Source organism: Mesonia sp. K4-1 (genome assembly GCF_008017825.1).
In the GTDB taxonomy this organism is placed as follows: domain Bacteria; phylum Bacteroidota; class Bacteroidia; order Flavobacteriales; family Flavobacteriaceae; genus Mesonia.
Genome location: NZ_VRLS01000026.1, coordinates 163615 through 170117, shown reverse-complemented (window position 1 = coordinate 170117; position 6503 = coordinate 163615). Strand labels below are relative to the sequence as shown.

General features: G+C 30.8%; 4 protein-coding genes. 3 read left to right on the top strand and 1 reads right to left on the bottom strand.

The features are described from left to right. Positions 1 to 193: 193 nt before the first annotated feature. Genes FT986_RS05020 through FT986_RS05010 form a run of 3 tightly spaced genes read left to right on the top strand, consistent with a single transcriptional unit; the run spans position 194 to position 5794 of the window. On the top strand, positions 194 to 2812 hold the full coding sequence (locus FT986_RS05020; RefSeq protein ID WP_147864126.1) for a gliding motility-associated C-terminal domain-containing protein: 2619 nt from the start codon (positions 194 to 196) through the stop codon (positions 2810 to 2812). A gap of 15 nt (positions 2813 to 2827) precedes the next feature. Then, positions 2828 to 3760, top strand: coding sequence for a type IX secretion system membrane protein PorP/SprF (locus tag FT986_RS05015; RefSeq protein WP_147864125.1), 933 nt, complete (start codon positions 2828 to 2830; stop codon positions 3758 to 3760). 9 nt (positions 3761 to 3769) lie between these two features. Then, positions 3770 to 5794, top strand: coding sequence for an OmpA family protein (locus FT986_RS05010; protein ID WP_147864124.1), 2025 nt, complete (start codon positions 3770 to 3772; stop codon positions 5792 to 5794). A gap of 3 nt (positions 5795 to 5797) precedes the next feature. Here FT986_RS05010 and FT986_RS05005 read toward each other — a convergent pair whose 3' ends face one another. Further along, positions 5798 to 6487 carry a DUF4294 domain-containing protein gene (locus FT986_RS05005; protein ID WP_255505904.1) on the bottom strand — a complete coding sequence of 230 codons (690 nt, stop codon included), beginning with the start codon at positions 6485 to 6487 and terminating at the stop codon, positions 5798 to 5800. Positions 6488 to 6503 lie beyond the last annotated feature (16 nt).

Genomic DNA, 6503 nt, shown 5'->3' with positions numbered 1-6503 from the left:
TACCGCGCTAAGCGGGGTGCAAATATACAACCCTTTTTCCCTAATCAACAAACAAAATCGCAACTTTTATTTAATATCCTCTTAATACATTGAAAATGAAAAGTGTGTAAGTGAAAATTTATTTATTGTTATAATTGAATTAGGAAATTCATATCCTAAACTGTTATATTAGTATAAAATTTATTCACTATTTATGAAGCAAGGTTATTCTTCTATTAGAAAAGTATATATCTTATTTTTTTTTCTGTTTCTCATTAACCAATATACAAGAGCTCAATGTGCAGGTAGTGATACCACAATTACTATATGTAATATTCCAGACACGAGTAATCAAAATTTTAATTTATTCAACGCTTTGCCAGGGACTCCTATTACTGGAGGAACATGGACAGACAATGATAATTTAAATGTTTATGTTGGGACCGCTACGCATATTATTAATATATGGCAAATAAATCAAGGAGGTGTATATTCATACACTTATACAGTGGATCCTATTAATTGCACTAATAATACTGCTACTATAACTTTAATTATAGGAGGCTACCCTGGTGAAGATAACTATATAGCTAATGCTTGTGAAGATGATTTAGACGTAAACCTTTTTCAATTTATAAGTAATAATCCTAGCCCGCACTTTTTTGGCACTTGGGTTGACCAAAGTAATACTGGAGCTTTAAATGGGAGTTTCTATAATGCCACTGTGCAGGGTGCAGGAACTTACCTATTTACTTATAATGTTCCTGCAGTGGGAAGCTGTTCTGCCAAAACAGTAACTGTTGAATTAACCGTACATCCATTACCAAACCCTGGTATAGATTCAATTATAGAGATTTGTGGTTTAACTGACCTTGCTAATTATACGACTTTAGACTTATCGGTTATATTAATAGGTGAACAACCTAATGGAAATTGGACAGAAAACTCTGGCACTTCAGAATTTAGTAATAATAGTGACACGACTATTGACGTCCAAAATATTTTTAACACTTTTGGTTACGGAGAATATGACTTTAGCTATACAGCAACACCTAATCATCCTATATGCCAACCCCAAACATCTATTACGACTCTTAAAATACAAAGAGAATTAGACTTCTCTAATTCTGATTTTGATGTTAACTCTATATGTGAAAATGAAATAGGTATAATTCCGCTTGAAGCTTTAATAACTAATCTACCAAGTTTAACTGGCCTCCCTAGCTATATGTTAAATATAGATTATGAAGTAAACGGACCCATAAATTATGATGGCTCAGTACAAACTAGTTTAAGTGACCCTACATCATTCTTATTAGATTCAAACTTTACACCAACTCCAGGAGTATACTCTATTACCATTACAAATATTGAATTAGTAAGCGATCCTAACGATTTAATCTGTAATATTATTTATAACCTAGAAACTACTTTTGAAATATGGCCCGTATATGACGATTTAAATTTAAACATAGATGATATTTGCGAAGGTGAAAACTTAAGTATAATTATTAATCACCCAGATATTAACTTTAATGAGTCTTTAAACATCACTTATAATATTACAGGTGCAAACACCATAAACAATAGTTCTCAAACTTTAAATTTTGTAAATGGAGAAGCTTCATTTATTATTAATAGCTCATTAATTCCTAATACAGGTATAAATACTTTTAAAATTACAAGTATTACGACCGAAAATAATTGTACTTCAAATCCAGATGATTTACTTATAGATTTTGAGGTCTTTCCTCTACCAAATTCCAATGTAGTTATTGATGTTGAAAATATTTGTTTCGGTGAACCGATTTTAATACAACTTTTTAACTTAACAGGTATTAATCAAGTTGAAATCATTTATTCTATTGAAACAGGAATTTCTTTAAATCAACATATAACATTACCCGTAATTAATGGACAAACAGAATTTACCTTACCCGCTAACACTTTTATTAGTGCCGGCAATTATTCTTTTGTAGTAAATGAAATTATTAATTTAGCAACAGGCTGTAGCATTCTTTCTAACAGTAACCAAGATTTTGAAATCTTTCCCATACCAAATCCGCCTACGGCAAATGCTATCCAAGAATTTTGCGAAGTAGATGAAGCTACCATCGCAGACTTACTACCTAATGCAGGAAATATAACTTGGTATGACAATCAAAATTCAATTGTTCCGTTAGGTAACACTCATATACTTTTAGAAAGAACTTATTGGGCTGCACAAAGTAATACTCAAAATTGTATTTCTGATAAAACTCCCGTTGACGTTTTAATCCATAAAACCCCAACTCCTACTTTATTAGATGCCGAGTTTTGTGGTGCCGATAATCCTACTATACAAGATTTATCTAAAAAGGTAATTGAAAACCTTCAATATGAGGTAATCCTGTTAGATGAAGATAATAATCTACTCTCTTCCTCTACTCTATTAAAAGAAAATGTAGTCTACTATATTTACTTACACGATTCTGTTACCAATTGTGATTCAAAAGAAAAACTAGAAGTATTTGTAAGTCTTACAGATTGTGATGTCACTAACTATGATTTTTTTGTACCTGATGCTTTTTCACCTAATAAAGATGGGACCAATGATGTATTTAGAATCCCGAATATTTCATTTATTTACCCTAATTATGAATTTGAAATTTACAATCGTTACGGGAAAATTTTATTTAAAGGAGATATTGATCATCCAGAATGGGATGGTCGCTCTTCTGAGAGTGGTGCATTAGTAGATGGTATTGCACCTAATGGGGTTTATTTTTATATACTTCATTTCAATAAAGGTAGAAAGAAACCACAACAAGGTCGTCTATACCTTAATAGATAATATTTAAAATTATATATGAAAAAAATTACTCTATCTCTCTTTTTCTTATTATTCATAAAACTAGGGTTTGCACAACAAGATCCAGAGTTTACACATTATATGTATAATATGAATGTGATTAATCCTGCATATGCTACCAGTACTCCAGAGGTAATCAATTTTGGCGCTTTTTATAGAACGCAATGGATAAATGCGACGGGGAGTCCGCAAACTTTTTCATTTTTCACCCATCTACCATTAAATAATAAGATTGAAACTGGCTTATCTTTTATTTCTGATGAGATTGGTGAAGGAGCGTTAAAAGAAAATAACATTTTTGCTGATTTTGCCTATATCTTAAAACTTAACGACAAGCTTAAACTATCACTTGGCGTAAAGGCTGGGATTACTTTCTTAGATACAGATTTTTATAATTTTCGCTTAGAAAGTGGAGACGTGAGCACCGATGCTGCTTTTCAAGAAAATTTACATAAAACCTTTCCTAATTTTGGTACGGGAGCATTTCTCTTTCATAAAGATTATTACATAGGTCTTTCTGCTCCTAATTTTCTAAATAGTAAACATTTAGATGATCCCGACGGGATTCAACGCTTGGGAAGTGAAGAAATTCACACCTATCTTACTGGAGGTTATGTATATCAGCTTAACTCAGAGTTTAAACTAAAACCATCCTTTTTGATAAGAAATGTAAAAGGTGCTCCATTAATGTACGATTTTTCTTTTAATGTAAAGTACTTAAATCGGTTTGAGTTAGGGGCATCTTATCGCTTAGACGATTCAGTTAGCGGAATGTTTTCAATTGGCATCACCCCAAACTTAAGCTTTGGTTACGCTTACGATTATACCATTACCAATCTTGGAAACTACAACTCTGGTACGCACGAATTCTTTCTGCTTTATGATTTATCTTTATTAAGCGGTTACAATAAATCTCCAAGATTCTTTTAAATTATTTGTATGAAAATTAAGCTACTCTTCTTCATTTTAATTCCACAAATTATTTTTTGTCAGAATTTTCAGACTAAAAAAGCCGATAATTATTTTCAAAAAACCTATTATTCTAAAGCCATCCCTTTATATGAAGCTTCCTTAAATAAAAAAACTTCAGAAGAGACACTTTTAAATTTAGCCGATGCGTATTATTTCACCTTTCAAGTAGAAAAAGCATCCTCCCTTTACGAAAAAGTTTTAGGTAGAAAGTCAGAATTAATGAATAATGAGCATCTTTTTAGATATGCTCAAACCTTAAAAGCAATAGATAATTATCAAGAGGCAAATAAAATTGAAACCTTATATTCTTCACATAGCCCTGAAAAACATCAAAACAACTTGCGCTATTTAGAAAATGTAACAGCTATAGGGGATCGTTATGATATAAAATCTTTACCAATTAATACTGAAAGTTCAGAATTTGGATCAACCATTTATAATGACCAATTGATTTACTCAGCTACCAAAAAGTCCCATTCGTTTTTTGAAAAAATGTACTACTGGAATAATAAGCCTTATCTTAATTTATACAGCACCTCATTAGATTCATTAAATCAGGAAAACTCAGCCCAACTCTTTTCTCAATCTTTAACCACCAAGTTTCATGAATCGAATGCAGTTTTTACTTCAGATGGAAAAACAGTCTATTTTACCAGAAATAATTACCTTAACGGAAAAACAAAAAAAGATTCCGCTAAAGTAAATCAACTTCAAATTTATCAAGCACAGCTCGTTGATGGAGAATGGAAAAATGTTATTTCCCTTCCTATTAATGATAAAAATTTTTCTACAGAACACCCTGCACTAAGTTCAGATGGAAAAATACTTTATTTTTCCTCTAATAGACCTGGAGGTTTTGGAGGTTTTGACATATATCAAGTTTCCATCAACAATTTTACTGATGTAAAAAATTTAGGAGCACTTATAAATACTAAACAAAAAGAGCAATTTCCGTTTATAGACAAAGAAGGAAGTTTATATTTTTCATCTGATGGTCACCCAGGTTTTGGGTTTTTAGATATTTTCATAAGTAAGAAAGAAAATGATCAATTTTTAAAACCTGATAACGTAGGTTTTCCTATAAACTCTGGATTAGATGACTTTGCTTTTATGATAAATTCAGAGACAAAAGAAGGTTTTTTCAGTTCTAACCGAGCTACAGGTATAGGAAGTGATGATATTTATCAAATTAAAGAAACCTTACCTTTAATTATAGAGGATTGTTATCAATATATTACAGGGATAGTTCAAGATAAATATACCAAAGAAGTTTTAGCAAATGCTAGGGTAATTCTCTATAATAAAAATGTAGACAGAGATAGTATTATCACAGGACCTAAAGGTGAATTTAAATTTAAAGTTCTTTGTTCAAATCCTTATAAAATTACTGGTCATAAAGTAAGTTATAAACCTGACAGTACAATTGTAAACACTTCTAAAATCAGAAAAAAAGAAAATAAAATTGTTTTGTCTTTACTGAGTCTTGAGCGAATTGAAGAACTGAAAAAAGAAGAAGAACTTGAGCAACAAAAACAATTAGAAATTACCAAAGCAAATGAGAAACTAGCGAAAGAAAATAGAGTAAAATCAATTATTGATAATGAAAAAGCGATTGTTAAAAAAGACAATGCTTATTACATAAAAACCGAACCTATTTACTTTGATTACGATCTTTGGTATATGAGAAAAGAATCTAGAGCAACGCTACAAAATGTTATTTCTCTAATGAAAAAGTATCCCAATATGAAAATTGAAATAGGAACGCATACCGATATTAGAGGAAATAATAAGTATAATAAAGACTTATCACAGAAAAGATCTAATTCTGTACAACAATATTTATCTGAAAATAAAATTGACGTTTCTAGAATTATTGCCATAGGTTACGGAGAGAGGTTTCCTATTATCTACTGTGAGACTGAAGAATCTTGTACAGAAGAACAACATGAAATTAATAGAAGATGTGAGTTTAAGATTCTAAATTTTGAGTAGAAGTTAATTCCAGCGTTTCATACTCTTAGAAAAATCAATATCTATGACAGGCTCGCTTCTATTCAACTCATTTTTTTGAAAGCTCCTTCTCAATATATGTTCAATATAATAATCCTCTTTTACGTTTAAAGGATCGAAAGTTTCTTTTAAAGAAATATTAAAAAGACTTGCAGTGGTATTATACCAAAAAGCCTTCCATCCGCTTTTTAACTCCTTAACTACATCAAAGGTGGTTTCACCTGTTTGTCGATACATCAATTTTACGAGAATTTGCCCTTCGGTTTTAGTGAGTTTTTTTAATTCTTCTGTAAACTCATCTTCAATATAATTCTGAACGATTCGTGTATATTTTCTTTTTTTAGATTTACTTTCTATAGAATTAAGTCTTTCGTTTAATTGAGTTAATCTTTCAGATGCTAGAACAGCATAAGGCCAAACTTTTCTTGTTTTTCTTTGAAGAATCAAATACGTTCTTCGCTCTGTTCTATTTTTAAATTTAAAAGGACCCAGAAGAAGTACTTCATCTAGGTTTACAGCATCTACAGCCAAAGAATCATCTTGTATCATATAAAAGCCAGATGGTGTCGATACCAAATGCTTCTTTGTAGTGTCTTTTTCAAGCACCCTGCTTGTATGTTGAGCTTGCAACACAAAAGAAAAGAGTAATATATATATAGAAATAATGTACTTCAAGTGATTATTTTTTACA